Raw genomic sequence first — 12,817 nt, 5'->3', positions numbered from 1 at the left:
GCAGAATCCAGCTCCGACCCCACCTGATCGACGGCTGCCTCACCGCCACCGGCCTGCCCCTCAACCCACCGACCCCACACTGAAAACCTCAGTAATCGCAGTGCGCCGTCCTTAAGGGCGGTGGTGAAGCGATTCTCAGGGCTGCTGTGACCCGCAGGTCATAGCGGACGATTCTGCTGCTCGATGTACTGACGGACTATCGACAGTGGCGCTCCGCCGGCCGACCCGGCGAAGTATGATCCGGACCCGAGTCGCTGTGCCCGCAGTAGTGCTTGACCAGGTCGGCGTACTCCGGCGCATCCGGCGGGATCTGACGCTTTTCAAGCTGTTGACCGGCTTGGACAGGGCGACCTTCGGTGGGAGGTTCACCGAGAGGTGGACGTGGTTGTTCTCGCCGTTGAACTCGACCCTATTGACTTCGAAGTGTGTGCAGACGCTGCGCATGCTCTCTTCGCAGCGTGTCAGGTGCTGGCCGGTGGAGACTCTGTGCCGGTACGTCGTCACGAAAACCAGGTGGGCGTGGAGGGCCCGATAGCGCAGTGTCTGCCTGTGCAAGTGTTCTGATGTTCTGATACTTACCCATAACCAACTCGAGTACGGTCATGGGTGTGCAGCTTCGGTACAGCTTTCGCCTCTACCCGAATGGTCCTCAGCGATCGGCGTTGGCACGGGCGTTCGGGTGTGTGCGGGTGGTCTACAACGATGCCCTGCGGGCTCGTGAGACCGCCCGCGCTGCGGGGTTGCCGTTTGTGACGTCGGCGGAGTTGTCGAAGCAGGTCACGGCGGCGAAGCAGACGGAGGAGCGGGCTTGGCTTTCCGAGGTGTCGGCGGTGGTGCTGCAACAGTCCCTCCGGGACCTGGACGCCGCATACCGGAACTTCTTCGACAGCTTGAAGGGGAAGCGTCCGCGTATGGGCGTGCCCCGGTTCAAGTCGCGGAAGGACAGCCGGCATACCGTCCGCTTCACTGCCAACGCCCGGTGGAAGATCACTGCGGGTGGTGACCTGTCGTTGCCGAAGATCGGCGATGTCCGGGTGAAGTGGTCCCGTGCCCTGCCGTCCGTCCCGTCCACGGTGACGGTGGTCAAGGACGCCGCCGGCCGGTACTTCGCCTCGTTCGTCGTCGAGACCGGCCAGGGCGAGACGCTGCCCGCCGCGGTGCCTGTGGTCGGCATCGACCTGGGGCTCACCCACTTCGCGATCCTCTCCGACGGCACGAAGATCGGCAGTCCGCGTTTCCTGCGCCGGGCGGAGAAGAAGTTGAAGCGGGCTCAGCGGGACCTGTCTCGCAAGGCCAAGGGCAGCAGCAACCGGGCGAAGGCCCGGATCCGGGTTGCCCGTGCCTACGCACGGACCGCCGATGCGCGGCGCGAGTTCCACCACCAGCTCTCCACGAAGATCATCCGCGAGAACCAAGCGGTTGCAGTGGAAGACCTGGCGGTCAAGGGACTCGCCCGCACCCGCCTCGCGAAGTCCGTACACGACGCCGGATGGTCCAGCTTCCTCACAATGCTGGAGTACAAGGCAGCCCGGTACGGGCGCACCTTCACCCGCATCGGCCGCTTCGAACCCACCTCTCAGGTCTGCTCGCAGTGCGGCGTCAAAGACGGACCGAAGCCGTTGAACGTCCGTGAGTGGACGTGCGCGGCATGCGGGACCGTCCTCGACAGGGACATCAACGCGGCGATCAACGTCGCCAAGGCCGCCGGACTGGCGGTCACGGCCTGCGGAGCGCGGGTAAGACCGGGACTCGTCCCGGCACAGCGCGAAGAAACAGGAACCCACCGAGACGGTCAACCGACCGTGGTAGGAATCCCCGCCCTTTAGGGCGAGGAGCGGAAATCAAGTGTACGCCGCCTTCCACCCGTTCGAGATGCCCTCCGCGCACTACCTGCCCTCGCCGCGGCCCGGCCCGCCGGTTCCGCCAGACATGACCGACCACCAGGCCCGGTGGGACCTGGACGTCCAGAAGGTCAACGCCCTCTACCTCCAGCCCCTCAACGCCCACCGCCCGGCGCTCGGCCTTGACCCGGTGGACAACGTCCGCGACTACGTCTTCACCGAACGGCCGTGGCTGGCGGCGGACCCGGTCCTGGCCCCGTGGCAGCACCTGACCGACCTCGACCTCGTGCAGACCGGCGCGTGAATCCTGCCCGGCGAGCGCCCCCTGCCCGCCGACCTGGAGGCGTTCCTGGACGACGGCACCCCACCGGTGTACGTCGGGTTCGGCAGCATGCCCATGAGCACGGCCACCGACATCGCCCGCACCACCGTCGAGGCGGCCCGCGCGCAGGGCCGCCTCGTGCTCGTCTCCCGCGGCTGGGCCGGCCTGGCCCTGGTGGACGACTCGGACGACTGCTTCGCCGTCGGCGACGTCAACCACGAGGCCCTGTTCCGCCGGGTCGCGGCCGTCGTCCACCACGGCGGCGCGGGCACCACGACCACCGCCGCCCGGCCGGCGCCTCCAGGACCGGCTGATCCGCGATGGAGACGAGCTGATGCCGGGCAACTCGTACGAGGTCCGCACGCTGGCGGGCAGCCATCTGAATCGGCTTTTCGACCCGGCGCCGGCGGCCCGCGCCCTGGGCGAACTCGCCGCGCTCCCGTCGCCCGGGGGGCCTGTCACGCGCCTGTGACAGTCGGCGGACAGCGTCGTGAAGTGCGGGAGTCAGTCTTTTAACCAGACGGACAAAATGGACATTTCGCCACTGTCCTTCGATTCCTTCCCCCATCCCCTCTTATTGGAGTAATTCTCATGGCTCGCACTTCTCGGAAGCAGCGTTTCTCGATGTTCGCCGTCTCGGCCGCGATCGTCGGAGGAGGCGTACTGCTGCCCACCAGTGCATTCGCTGCACCGGCCGCGCCGCAGGTCGGCGAGTCGATCACGCTGGTCGCCGACCACGCGAAGAGCGGTCATGAGAGCAAGGGCAAGAAAGACAACCGAGGCCACAAGGGCAAGAAGCACGGCAAGAAGAACCAGGGCAAGAAGCACGGCAAGATCAAGGACGTCGAGAACATGCCGGGCTGCAAGTTCTACCAGGGCACCGTCTACTGCGAGCACAAGCCCGAAAAGCCCACCCCGACCCCGGAAACCCCCAAGACCCCGGAAACCCCCCAGACCCCGGAAACTCCGGGTACGGAGACGCCGGGTACTCCCGGCACGGAAACTCCGGGCACGGAGACCCCCGGCACCGAAACTCCGGGCACCGAGACGCCGGGTACGGAGACCCCGGGTACGGAGACCCCTGGCACGGAAACTCCGGGCACCGAGACCCCTGGCACGGAGACCCCGGCGACGGAGACCGATGAGGTGCCCATGGAAGCAAGTCTGGCCGCTTCCGCCTGAAACCTGAGACCCGCGACGCAGCTCCCGTTAGCCCCATAACCCCATAGCTCCTCGCGCTCATACCAGTGCACGCAGTGCACGCCATGCAGCTGATCAGCCCCTGTCAGGCCCGCCGGGCCCCAGGGGCTTCGGCCTGAATGGCCACGTGCGATGGTTCCGCGGTCGGCCTCCCGGGCAGGTGAGGGTCATGACTGCTTCCGCTTCCTCACCCTCCGCCGATGATCCGGCGCGCTACGTGGGTCTCGACGCCGCCGAGGCCGAGCGCCGGGCGCGGGCGCGCGGCTGGACGGCTGTGCGCACGGTCCCGCCCGGCACGATCCTGACCATGGAGTACCGCGAAGGCCGACTGAACCTCGAGGTCGAGGACGGCAGCGTACGAAGGGCCTGGCGCGGCTGACCTCATCCGTGCGGCCCCGGCCACACCACGCCGGCCACACCACGCCGGCCAGGTCAGTCCGGCCGGGCCGCGACTCGTCCACGCGAACCCCGGATCCGGCGTCCGTCAGCCGTGCTGGTGCTGCTCCGGCAGCCGGCTCTCCGGGTGCGCCCACAGCAGTACGTTGTCGGGCCGCTCGTCGCGGAAGAAGTCGAGCACGTCCTGGTCGGAGTGGCGCAGGCTGAAGTGGGTGAGGACGAAGAGGGTGTCGGGGTGGGCCTCGACGACGGGCTTCAGCCGGCTCCACACGGTGTGTCCGACCCGCTCGGCCCGGGCCAGCTCGGCGTCGTCGAGGAACGTGCACTCGGTGATGATCACCGGGTACTCGAACAGCCACGGGTTGTCCTCGAAAACGCTCACGTGGGTGTCCCCGAGGAAGGCGAACAACGGCCGGAACACCTCTCGTTCGACCTCGGCGCCCTCCTTGCGGCGCCGCGCGAGGACACGGCCGAACTCCGCACCCCGGCCCTGCTCCGCGAGGCCGCGCCGCAGTTCCTCGTACTCGGGCAGCAGCTCCTTGCGCGGTTCCGAGAACGCGTACCCCACGCACGGCACCTTGTGGACGCACTCCACCACCCGCACCCGGTGGCCGCGGCGTCCGAAGGTGAACTCGTCGCCCCCGCGCACCCCGTGCAGCCGGCAGCCCGCGGCGAGCGAGGGATCGTAGGCGGGGCCGTGGTTCAGTTCGGCGGAGGCCCGCAGGAACGTCTCCACGTAGGGCGCCGACGCGGCGGGCAGGTGGATGTCGACACCGCCGGCCCGCGCGGCGAGGTAGTCGAGGTCCTTGGAGTGGTCGTGGTGGGTGTGGGTGAGGAAGACGGTCTCCGGCTGACGCCCTTCCGCCAGGCCCGCGTCGAGCGCGCAGCGCAACTCCGGGACGTGGAAGAACGTCTTGTCGTTGGCGCGCGAGTACCCGGTCAGGGTGAGCTCGCTCCCCGATATGCGCCAGGTCTTCCACTGGCGGAACGGGTGTCCTCGCTCCAGCCGTTCGGGATGGGCGGGCGTCCGCGCCGGGGCCAGGGTCATCGGTGCCTCCGTCGGACCGCCATGATCGGGTGAGGGGCCGATCCTAGCGACGCCCCGCCGACGCGCCCCGCGGTTTTCCCGCCGCGCAACCCCGAGTGCCGAACAGACGGCGTCAGCCGGACACCGGGCCCGCCACCACGCTGCCATGGCGCTCCTCGGTTCGTGTTGCTCGCTCGGGGCCTTGATGATCTCAGGACAGCGCGCCGATGCCGGAGGGCTCGGAAATGGTGGTCACCGGGTGTGGGGCTTCCGCCGCCGAGGGCGCACCGTACCCGGCGGCGCCGCCGGACTGAGGACCCCCGGCCGCGGCGGCTTTGTCAGACGCGCTGGGCGTGGTGGAGGAGCGCGCGCAGACCGTGCGCGCGCAGGGCCGCCCGGGCGGCGTTCGCGCCCGGCGCGCCGTGCACGCCGCCGCCGGGATGGGCGGCTGCGGAGGCGAGGTAGAGCCCCCGGACGGGGGTCTCGGGCCGGCCGGTGCCGGGGGTCGGGCGGAAGACCGCCTGTTGGTGCAGGGCGGTGGTGCCGTTGTTGACGGCGCCGTTGTGCAGGTTCTCGTCCAGGGCCTGGAGGGTGGTGGGGGACAGGATCCGGCGGGCCCCGATCAGCGCGCGGAACCCCGGTGCGTACCGTTCCACCTGCGCTTCGACCCAGTCGGCCATGGCCTCCTGCTCCCGGGTGTCCCAGCGGCCGGTGATGCGGTCGGGGCCCGCGTCGGAGACGACGCGCTGCGGGAGGTGGGTGTAGGCCCAGGCGGATTCGGTGCCTGTGGGCGAGCGGCTGGGGTCCGCGGTGGTCATCTGGCCGAACAGGCGAACGGCTCGTCGGGGACGTGTCCCACGGCGATCTGGGCCGCGAACCGAGTCAGACCGTCGACACCGTCGGCCACGTGGACCGTACCCGCCCCGGAGGCCTGGGGCGCCGTCCAGGGCACCGGGCCGGTCAGTGCCCAGTCGACCTTGAAGGTGGCGAAGTCCCACTGGAAGCGTTCCAGGTCCCGCACGAGCCGGGCCGGCAGGTGCTCCTCGCCGACGAGCTCCCGGTACAGGGTCGGCACCGATGTCTCGGCGAGCACGGCCCGGCGCGCGCCGACGGTTTCCCCGCCCGCCGTCCTGACCCCGACGGCGGTGCCGCCCCGGACGACGACGGATGCGACGCGTTCCCCGCAGCGCAGGGACGCCGCCGCGGCTGCGCAGCCGTCGTACGAGGGCTTCGGTGAGGGCCCCGGCGCCACCGACGGGGACCGGGAAGCCGTGGCTCTGGCCGAGCATCGACATCAGCCAGCCGAAGCCCCCGCTCCCGGCGGCCTCCGGCGCCAGGTCGGCGTGCAGGGCGTTGCCGGCCAGCAGCAGCCGGCCGCAGTCCCCGGCGAACTCCTCCTCGCCGAGGCGGCGCACGGGCAGGGCCAGCTTCCGGACGAGGCGCAGCCCTCCCGCGATGCGCCGTACCGGCGGAAGCGGCGTGAGCAGCGCCTTCCCCAGGTCCGGCCGATGCGGGTCCAAGCGTCGTACAGGGCCCGCCAGGCGTCGCCGTCGGCAGCCGCGAACCCGGCCGGCCCGGCCGAGGTCTCCTCCACCCGGCGCTCCAGAACGGCGCACCGGCCGTCCCTGAGGGGGTGGGCGAGGACGCGCGGGGCGTGACTCCACCGCAGCCCCTGGGCGGCCAGGTCGAGTCCGGCGAGGACGGGGGAGGCGGCCGCCAGGGGGTAGAAGGCGCTGAAGACGTCCGAGACGTAGTCGGGGTGCACGCCGCGGTCGCTACGTACGGCGCCGCCCGGCTCGGGCTGGGCCTCCAGGACCTCGACGCTCCAGCCCGCGTCGACCAGCGGGTTCGCGGCCACCAGGCCGTTGGGTCCGGCGCCGATCACCACCGCATCAGGCACGGTGCGCTCCGGTGCGTTCTCGTTCCACGACCTGGGCCGGCCGGCCGGGCATGCCCTGGTGGCGGATCTCCAGCAGTGCCCCGCGCAGTGGCCGGCTCAGTGCGCCGGACTTTTTCCCGGGGGGTCCTGCGGGTCGACGCCGGTGACGGCCGACGCGTCCCTGGTGCCGCTGGGGCGCCGGGACCGACCCTTGGGGCCGGTGTCGTGCATGCCGTCCTGGTGCCCGCCCTTGCTCTGCTCCTCGCCGCGGTCACTCGTGCTCTTCACGGGCTTGCCGTGCGGATTGCCCTCCTCTTCCTTGGACACCGTGCGGCCAGGGCCCTTCTTGGGGGCGTATTCCTCGGCATGGAACGAGCGGTGCGCGCTCGGGTTGTCCTGCTGCCGGGTCGAGTCCACATCGGGCGACCAGCCGTGCTGCTCGGTGCCCTGGTACGGGCCGGGCCCTTCTCCATGCCGCGGCTGGGACGGTTTCGGCTGCTTGGCCATGGCTGTACTCGCCGCCTCTCCGGCGTCGCGCTCCTGGCCCCCGCTTCTCCACCAGGGGGAGAACCACTTCCAGCGTAGATACGATCTCGCCCCCGCGCTGGCGGCCGCGGCCCCGCAGGTGTCCGCTGAGCCTCCCGGGGTAGCCGGGCCGGTGACACCGGTACGCGCCCGGGCAGTCTCAAGGGTCCGGCCGATCCCGGGCAGCTCCGCCCCGCACACCCGGGAGGACGCATGGCACACGAGACACGGCGGAGTCCGCTGAACGGCCGCGTCGCCGTGGTGACCGGCGCCGCCCGCGGCCTGGGAGCCGCCCTGGCCCGGGAACTCGACCGGCGGGGCGCGACGGTGGCCCTGCTGGGACTGGAACCCGAGCGGCTGGCCCGCATCGCCGGTTCGCTGCAGCACGAAGCCGCCTGGTGGGAGGCTGACGTCACCGACGACGTGGCGATGGCAGACACGGCGGCGCGCGTGGCCGCCCGGCTCGCCCCCGCCTCCGTGGTGATCGACAACGCCGGTGTCGCCGAGGGCGGCCCCTTCGCCGACTCCGACCCGGCCACCTGGCGGCGCGTCATCGAGGTCAACCTCATCGGCAGCGCCGTGACCGCCCGCTCCTTCCTCCCCGCGCTGCTCACCACGGGCGGCTACTACCTCCAGATCACCTCGCTGGCCGCCATGGGCACCGCGCCGCTCATGAGCGCCTACTGCGCCTCCAAGGCAGGAGCCCACGCCCTGCGCGCCGAACTCGCCCCCGAGGGAGTCGGTGTCGGCATCGCCTACATCAACTGGATCGTGTGATGAACCCGCTCCGTGCTGTGAGTAGGTGCGGTTGGAAGTAGCGCGACCACGGCCACGTCAACGGTGACCCCAGCGGCACGGCCGCCGGTCCGCTCGACCAGGCCATCTCCCGGCGGTAGCGCAGCTCTCCGCCTCGCCGAGGTCACTTGTCATCGCGTCCGGGAGTGAGAGCAGATCATGCGCGCGCATGCGCATGATCAGGCCTCGGCCTGGTCGCCCAGTGAGGGCGGGCGTCGAGGCGCAGGCTCAGGCAGAGCAGCTCCATCGGCAGGTCGTGGGCTTGAGCGGGCGGGTTGCCCGCGACGGTGTTGAAGGTCCTCGTCCAGGTCTGCTGCAGGGCGACCAGATCGCTCGGGAAGCGTCGGGTCTAGGACCGCTCGGCTCGCCGCTCATCAGCCGATGGTCTGCTGGTCCTGGATGTCGCAGTCGGTGTAGACGGGCGGCCTGGTCATCAGCGTCGAGAGCCGCTGCGCCAACTCCTTGGTCTCGGGAGCGTCGCTGTTGGCCATGGCGCTCTCGTAGGAGTCGAACTCGACCACGGCGAGGTAGCGGTGGGCGTTGGCCCGGTCCTTCAGCAGGGTGCGGGCGACGGGGATGCCGGTCCGGCCCTCCGAGCGCGCCTGCTCCTCGTACGCGCGCAGCACGTCGTGTACCTCATCGATACGCTCGGTCTCGAAGTCGATGATCTGTGCGAACTTCATGCTTCCGCTGCCTCCTCGTGCCTGACACGGCCCTGCGGGCGGGGACCCGCGCCCCCCAGCAAACACCCCCGTGAGCGTCCTCTCGCGCTCACACACCGGCCAGCCCGGCGATTCCACGGGTTTGGGGGTGCTTACGGCCCGGGGCGTCAGCCGAACCGGTCTGCGTCCCTGTGATCAGGGTGCCGTCCTCGAACGTTGAGGGCTGGTCCTCGTGAACAACCACGTTCAATGTGCACGCTTTCGACGAGCTTAACCAGAGGTTGGGGCCGTGGCGCCATCTTCGTCCGCATGACGGCGACATGCCGTACTTCGTGGGACATCAGCGCCTTCAAGAGCAAAATCTCCAAGCTGATCCCCGTGGAAAGGGACAGGTCGAACCGGACCGGCTCTCGCGTGAGGCATTCGACGACATGCCGTACGCCGACGACTTCATGGTCAAGAACACCGCGTTCGGATATCGATCTGGCACCACGGCCAGGCCCGATCCGCTGGGTTCACAACCCGCCGCACAAGCAGGGCTTTCCGTACGCAGGGTCTCGGAGGCCTACAAGAAGGGTGCACCTCCATCTGCACGTCGAACGGCGCCGCTTCCGCATGTACGGGACGCGTTCGCGCACGTCATCGTCATGGACGACGACATCCGACACCTCGACACCAGCATGAAAATGGAGAAAGTCAGAAAGTCATCCACGCAATCCGAGGTCTCTTGACCGGCCCGCCCTGCCATCGAATTACCCCAGGCCGGAACGTGGACACGACTCCCAAAAGTCCTTGCGTGCTGGGACCGACGGGACGTGCGCCATGCCAGACGCCGGTGGTGACCGTACACGTCAGTCCCCGTGATCTGTCACCCGCGCCAGATAGGCTTCGCACTGAGCTCTTTCAGCGTTGCCACTCCAGGGTGAGGACTGCCTGGCGATTGACGTCATGCGGTTGGGGCTGATGCGGGATCTTCGGAAGATTCGCCAGGATTTCAGCAGGGCCATGGCGCGTTCAACGGGTGCTCGGGCCGTGGTGAAAACAATTGCGCGGCGCGCCTTCTGGTTGACGTTCATAAACAAAAAATCTGGGGTTCGAGGTATCGGTGTCATGCCAGAGGATGTCCGGTTTACCGTTCCCCTTGAAGTCACCCGTTACTGCGCTGCTGCCCACACGAGCCCATAGGTATTGTCGGTCGTGCTACACCGTGCCACGCCAGATTCGCGATGGCCGCGGTCGAGTGTCTCCTTAAGCGCATCGCCGAAATCGCTCATCGGCGCCCCTGTCCAGTATCCGTCGACCGTCGTGCCAATGGCAGGCATGGGGTGATCTGTTCGAGGGCACATCGCGATGAAGGTGACGTTCGGGTCGTCATCCGGTCCTGTGTATGGCTCAAGAAAATCGTCCTCGAGCGGGTGCATGGGTGTGTCGGTCGGAATCCCCAGCACTGCGATGACCAGACCAATGAGTCCGAAAACCTCCTTCTTGTAAATGTGCTCCGCAACCCTGGCGATGCCCTCAATGACGATGTGCTCTATCCATTCATCGCTTGACTCACCTTCGAGATCCGACCGCGGCAGCCAGGTCGTGGGACTCTGGGCATTGTCATCTCGGCCGGCGTCGACCCCCTGGGTATAGACCTCCAGTAATTCCTGTGACAGTGGAAGAAAGTCGGAGCCGCTTGGGTCTTGAAAGCCGGACAAGTATCCGAGCTCCCAAATCTCGGCCCGCTCTGGATCATCTGCATGTGCTTGCTCGCTGTCACGATTTCTCCTTTCCATGCCACATACGGCCCGTGTGGAACTGAAGCGAAAGTCCACTTCGACCGTGCGGGCCCGGACATACCATTGAGGAAAATCCTGTCTCTCCTCGATCACACCCGGCCACCGCGCCCATGCTGTTCGCTGGGCTGTTGCAGCGCAGGGAGCGACCACTGGCGGCCAGCCGATTTCGATGGCTGGACCTTGCGGCCGCCCCCAAAACAACTGAATGAAAACAGCCGGCTGAGTCGATAAAGCCCCAGATCAGAGAGTGTCGACCCCGCGCCCGAGGGGATGGTCCCGAGGCCGTGAGCAGCGCGTTCACCACCATGTTGTCGACCCCGCTCCTGCGGGGGTGGTCCACGGATCAAGCTCCTGGCTCAGCTGAAGGAGGTGTCGGGCCTGCGCCTGCGGGGATGGTTCGGTCCCCCCGGATTCTGCGGTCGGCCTCGCGCCTGCGGGTTGAGTGCGAGGGTGTCGTCGGTGATCTGTCCGGCAGGGGTTTGTGGCGCGGAGGTGAACTATCGCAACTATGATAGATGGGGTAGGTTGGGAGGATGGAGCCGAAGACGTACACGACGATCGACCTCCGCAAGCAGATGGGCGAGATCCTCGACCGCACCCGGATCGCGGGGGAACCTGCCGCGATCACCCGCAAGGGCAAGACCCTGGCCTACCTGGTGCCGGCCGAGTGGTTCGAGCAGTACGTGGCCCAGCGCCCGTCGGTCCCCGGCGCCGACCAGAGTGCCGCCTGAAAGGGCCGGACCGTAGGTAGACCAGGAGTCCCTCGTCATGACAGCGCAGCCCGTCCACTTCGACGGCCCCGGCGGCGAGAAGCCCCGCCAGGTGCCGCCGATGCCCGAACGCACCCCGCAGGCCCTGCGCCTGGCCATCCAGGAACACGCCCCGCATCTGCTGCCGGACTTCGAGGCTCACTGGCGCCGCGCGATCGGCGACGCGTTCAGCCTCACTCCGGTACCGGCCTTCATGCGCCTGTGGTGGACCCAGTACGCCATTGCCCGCGACCCGGGCCTGGAAGCCCACCTGCGCGACCTCGAAGCCGCCGCTGCGAAGTCCGCGGACCGTGAGGAGTCCGCCCGGCTCCTGGCCGAGTACAGCCGGCTGCGCCGCCAGGCGGCTGTCGTGGAGCCCGGTCGGTGACCGAGGAGCTCCCACTCCCGCCCTGGAAGATGGACTGGACGGCAGAGGCGCTCCAGGAACTCGAGAGCATGCCCGAGGACGGCAGGCAGCTGGTCCTGTCAGCCCGCGCAGAGCTGATCACCGCCCCGGACCCCTACTACCGGGGTATCGACGCCGATGTGTTCCTGCCGCACTGGATCACCGTTCGCCCCCTGGCCTCGACCAGTCCCGGCGGCCCGCACATCGCCGACCTCGCCGGGGGCCGGGGCTGGCTCATCTTCACCTTCACCCGCCGCCATACCGACCCCCAGATCACCGTCACCGACGCGTTCTGGGCCTGACCGTCCGGTCGTAGCGGACACGGCGCTGTTCCAAGTGCCGAGAGCGAGCTGGCCGGGCGTAGAGGGTGAGGCCGTAGCCGGTACAACGTAGGCCCTGGTCAGGGACTGGCTGAGGGCTTGCGATGCCCGTGCCTGAGAAGATGGTCTGGGCGACCGCTTGACGGGGCCGGCCCGGTAAGCATCGACCCCGCGCCTGCGGGGAAGGTCCGGAATGGCGGACACGGAATCCCTCGACCATGAGGTCGACCCTGCTCCCGCGGGAACGGTCCTCCAGTGCCAGGTCAAGTGGGCTTCGGTGTGGGAGCCGTTGAAGTCCCGGACGTTGCGGCGGGATTTTATGATCCAGCCGACTTTCCAGTGTCGGGGCAGGACGACGAATCCATGCGCGCCGCGGGGCCGGGACGCCGTCCTCAGCAGGCCTGCCCGATCCGAGCCTTCTGCAACACCCTTTAAGACCGTGTCCTATGTGGTGAGGCGTCGTTGACGTCGGTATGGGGCGGGGCACGTGGAGTTGGATTGTTCCAGACGGGCTGTGGGAGATCGCGGAGCCGCTGATCCCGCCGTCGAAGGTTCGGCCGCAGGGCGGCGGGACGCAGGACACGCCTGATGAGACGCTGTTCGCGGCCATCATCTACGTGCTGGTCAGCGGGTGCGCCTGGCGGTCGCTGCCGCCCTGTTTCGGGGTATCGAAGTCGACAGCCCACCGCCGTTTCCTGATCTGGTCGAGGGCCGGGGTGTGGGGCCGGCTGCACGAGGAGATCCTGCACCGACTCGACGACGCCGGCCTCCTCGACCTGTCCCGCGCGGTCCTCGACTCGGCTCACGTGAGGGCCAAAAAGGTGCCTCTATGGCTTTGGTCAAGCCGTAGCCGGTGTGGGCGGCTGGTAGAAGGTGCCGTCTCGGAGCATGGCGAAGAGGACGTCGATGCG

At 68.7% G+C, this 12,817-nt stretch carries 13 protein-coding genes and 4 pseudogenes; 10 read left to right on the top strand and 7 right to left on the bottom strand.

The genetic code is table 11. The features are described from left to right. Positions 1-158: 158 nt before the first annotated feature. Positions 159-533: pseudogene (gene tnpA, locus ACFYP3_RS35485) on the bottom strand (IS200/IS605 family transposase). A 75-nt stretch (positions 534-608) separates the two neighbouring features. Between tnpA and ACFYP3_RS35480 the strand changes: the two are divergent. The 4 genes from ACFYP3_RS35480 to ACFYP3_RS35465 all read left to right on the top strand — a co-directional run bounded on the left by ACFYP3_RS35480 (position 609) and on the right by ACFYP3_RS35465 (position 3,742). After that, on the top strand, positions 609-1,826 hold the full coding sequence (locus tag ACFYP3_RS35480; RefSeq protein ID WP_388842005.1) for an RNA-guided endonuclease InsQ/TnpB family protein: 1,218 nt from the start codon (positions 609-611) through the stop codon (positions 1,824-1,826). Between the two features lie 19 nt (positions 1,827-1,845). Then, complete coding sequence (locus tag ACFYP3_RS35475) at positions 1,846-2,145, top strand: hypothetical protein (protein WP_388842003.1); 300 nt, start codon at positions 1,846-1,848, stop codon at positions 2,143-2,145. Between the two features lie 609 nt (positions 2,146-2,754). Then, positions 2,755-3,345, top strand: coding sequence for a hypothetical protein (locus ACFYP3_RS35470; protein WP_388842001.1), 591 nt, complete (start codon positions 2,755-2,757; stop codon positions 3,343-3,345). A gap of 187 nt (positions 3,346-3,532) precedes the next feature. Beyond that, positions 3,533-3,742: an I78 family peptidase inhibitor gene (locus ACFYP3_RS35465; protein ID WP_388841999.1), complete on the top strand. Its 210-nt coding sequence runs from the start codon at positions 3,533-3,535 to the stop codon at positions 3,740-3,742. A gap of 105 nt (positions 3,743-3,847) precedes the next feature. On the opposite strand, the gene ACFYP3_RS35460 is transcribed toward ACFYP3_RS35465, so the two are convergent. The 3 genes and pseudogenes from ACFYP3_RS35460 to ACFYP3_RS35450 all read right to left on the bottom strand — a co-directional run bounded on the left by ACFYP3_RS35460 (position 3,848) and on the right by ACFYP3_RS35450 (position 7,172). Next, positions 3,848-4,807: an MBL fold metallo-hydrolase gene (locus ACFYP3_RS35460; protein WP_388841997.1), complete on the bottom strand. Its 960-nt coding sequence runs from the start codon at positions 4,805-4,807 to the stop codon at positions 3,848-3,850. Between the two features lie 317 nt (positions 4,808-5,124). Beyond that, positions 5,125-6,686: pseudogene (locus ACFYP3_RS35455) on the bottom strand (phytoene desaturase family protein). Between the two features lie 96 nt (positions 6,687-6,782). Continuing rightward, entirely contained in the window at positions 6,783-7,172 is a 390-nt protein-coding gene (locus ACFYP3_RS35450) for a hypothetical protein (protein ID WP_388841995.1), read from the bottom strand. 231 nt (positions 7,173-7,403) lie between these two features. Between ACFYP3_RS35450 and ACFYP3_RS35445 the strand changes: the two are divergent. Further along, positions 7,404-7,958 (top strand): annotated as a pseudogene (locus ACFYP3_RS35445) (SDR family NAD(P)-dependent oxidoreductase); the annotation flags it as partial. A 401-nt stretch (positions 7,959-8,359) separates the two neighbouring features. On the opposite strand, the gene ACFYP3_RS35440 reads toward ACFYP3_RS35445, so the two are convergent. Further along, the gene (locus tag ACFYP3_RS35440) at positions 8,360-8,668 is read right to left on the bottom strand and encodes a hypothetical protein (RefSeq protein ID WP_388841993.1); all 309 of its coding nucleotides are present in this window, start codon (positions 8,666-8,668) and stop codon (positions 8,360-8,362) included. Between the two features lie 299 nt (positions 8,669-8,967). On the opposite strand from ACFYP3_RS35440, the gene ACFYP3_RS35435 reads away from it, so the two are divergent. Further along, positions 8,968-9,378 carry a hypothetical protein gene (locus tag ACFYP3_RS35435; protein WP_388841991.1) on the top strand — a complete coding sequence of 137 codons (411 nt, stop codon included), beginning with the start codon at positions 8,968-8,970 and terminating at the stop codon, positions 9,376-9,378. A gap of 172 nt (positions 9,379-9,550) precedes the next feature. On the opposite strand, the pseudogene ACFYP3_RS35430 reads toward ACFYP3_RS35435, so the two are convergent. Together ACFYP3_RS35430 and ACFYP3_RS35425 are read right to left on the bottom strand one after the other, a co-directional pair. Then, a pseudogene (locus ACFYP3_RS35430) lies at positions 9,551-9,678 on the bottom strand (IS5/IS1182 family transposase); the annotation flags it as partial. Positions 9,679-9,801: 123 nt separating this feature from the next. Continuing rightward, complete coding sequence (locus tag ACFYP3_RS35425) at positions 9,802-10,524, bottom strand: hypothetical protein (RefSeq protein WP_388841989.1); 723 nt, start codon at positions 10,522-10,524, stop codon at positions 9,802-9,804. 440 nt (positions 10,525-10,964) lie between these two features. Between ACFYP3_RS35425 and ACFYP3_RS35420 the strand changes: the two genes are divergently transcribed. The 4 genes from ACFYP3_RS35420 to ACFYP3_RS35405 form a co-directional block, all read left to right on the top strand. Next, the gene (locus ACFYP3_RS35420) at positions 10,965-11,162 is read left to right on the top strand and encodes a type II toxin-antitoxin system prevent-host-death family antitoxin (RefSeq protein WP_388841987.1); all 198 of its coding nucleotides are present in this window, start codon (positions 10,965-10,967) and stop codon (positions 11,160-11,162) included. 37 nt (positions 11,163-11,199) lie between these two features. Then, entirely contained in the window at positions 11,200-11,568 is a 369-nt protein-coding gene (locus tag ACFYP3_RS35415) for a DUF6247 family protein (RefSeq protein WP_388841985.1), read from the top strand. After that, positions 11,565-11,888: a hypothetical protein gene (locus tag ACFYP3_RS35410; RefSeq protein ID WP_388841983.1), complete on the top strand. Its 324-nt coding sequence runs from the start codon at positions 11,565-11,567 to the stop codon at positions 11,886-11,888. Before ACFYP3_RS35415 ends, ACFYP3_RS35410 begins: the two co-directional genes overlap by 4 nt. A 491-nt stretch (positions 11,889-12,379) precedes the next feature. Beyond that, positions 12,380-12,817: transposase (locus tag ACFYP3_RS35405; RefSeq protein ID WP_388841981.1), on the top strand; the 438-nt coding region annotated here is incomplete at its 3' end.

Origin of the sequence: Streptomyces sp. NPDC005533 (genome assembly GCF_042871845.1) — a bacterium.
GTDB lineage: Bacteria > Actinomycetota > Actinomycetes > Streptomycetales > Streptomycetaceae > Streptomyces.
Note: the sequence above shows the minus strand (reverse complement) of the source record. Positions and strands in the feature narration are given on the sequence as shown.

Excerpts from the sequence above, each read along its gene's own strand:
- ACFYP3_RS35470 (WP_388842001.1), top strand. The coding sequence starts at position 2,755 with ATGGCTCGCACTTCTCGGAAGCAGCGTTTCTCGATGTTCGCCGTCTCG.
- ACFYP3_RS35465 (WP_388841999.1), top strand. The coding sequence starts at position 3,533 with ATGACTGCTTCCGCTTCCTCACCCTCCGCCGATGATCCGGCGCGCTAC.
- ACFYP3_RS35460 (WP_388841997.1), bottom strand. The coding sequence starts at position 4,807 with ATGACCCTGGCCCCGGCGCGGACGCCCGCCCATCCCGAACGGCTGGAG.
- ACFYP3_RS35450 (WP_388841995.1), bottom strand. The coding sequence starts at position 7,172 with ATGGCCAAGCAGCCGAAACCGTCCCAGCCGCGGCATGGAGAAGGGCCC.
- ACFYP3_RS35440 (WP_388841993.1), bottom strand. The coding sequence starts at position 8,668 with ATGAAGTTCGCACAGATCATCGACTTCGAGACCGAGCGTATCGATGAG.
- ACFYP3_RS35435 (WP_388841991.1), top strand. The coding sequence starts at position 8,968 with ATGCCGTACTTCGTGGGACATCAGCGCCTTCAAGAGCAAAATCTCCAA.
- ACFYP3_RS35420 (WP_388841987.1), top strand. The coding sequence starts at position 10,965 with ATGGAGCCGAAGACGTACACGACGATCGACCTCCGCAAGCAGATGGGC.
- ACFYP3_RS35415 (WP_388841985.1), top strand. The coding sequence starts at position 11,200 with ATGACAGCGCAGCCCGTCCACTTCGACGGCCCCGGCGGCGAGAAGCCC.